1 protein-coding gene is annotated in these 519 nt (G+C 45.9%); it reads left to right on the top strand.

The window, feature by feature from the left end:
- Nucleotides 1–209: 209 nt before the first annotated feature.
- The coding region (locus DC53_RS0121190) for a hypothetical protein (protein ID WP_033032784.1) at nucleotides 210–519 on the top strand (310 nt) is incomplete at its 3' end.

Raw genomic sequence — 519 nt, forward strand, 5'->3', positions numbered from 1 at the left:
GCGGACCAGTTATTGATACATGCAAAGCAACACTACAATGCGTCGATAGCGGAAAAATCTTAAATATAGAGTGGGAAGACTAATGCCTAAAATCTTTAAATGCCCAGACTGCGACGCACCACCAATGCGAATGCAGTCGAACGCGCAAACATGCGGCTCTGATAAATGCCGCAAGCGAAATCAACGAGCCAAGCAAAAGGAGGCTGCAAGTGGGAAGAATAACCAGAGCGCTTAGTAATATTGGCAGCAGAATAAAAGCCGTCATTGATGCAACCGACATTAACGAAATGGAGCACTTGCAACCATTAGGTGATGATTCTCGACCGCTACCACAAGATGATGGATGGAGCGATCGCACTAGTCAGAATGGTGTGGATGTTTACCTGGGTGCGTTTGATTACGACAACAAGATTGCAGAGCCAGGGGAAAAGCGTACATACGCACGTGACGCTAACGGCAATCCAGTTAACCACGTTTATCTGAAGAAAGACAGCACTATCATTATTGCCAATGACAGTT

This window comes from Pseudoalteromonas fuliginea (assembly GCF_000690055.1).
Classification (GTDB): domain Bacteria; phylum Pseudomonadota; class Gammaproteobacteria; order Enterobacterales; family Alteromonadaceae; genus Pseudoalteromonas; species Pseudoalteromonas fuliginea.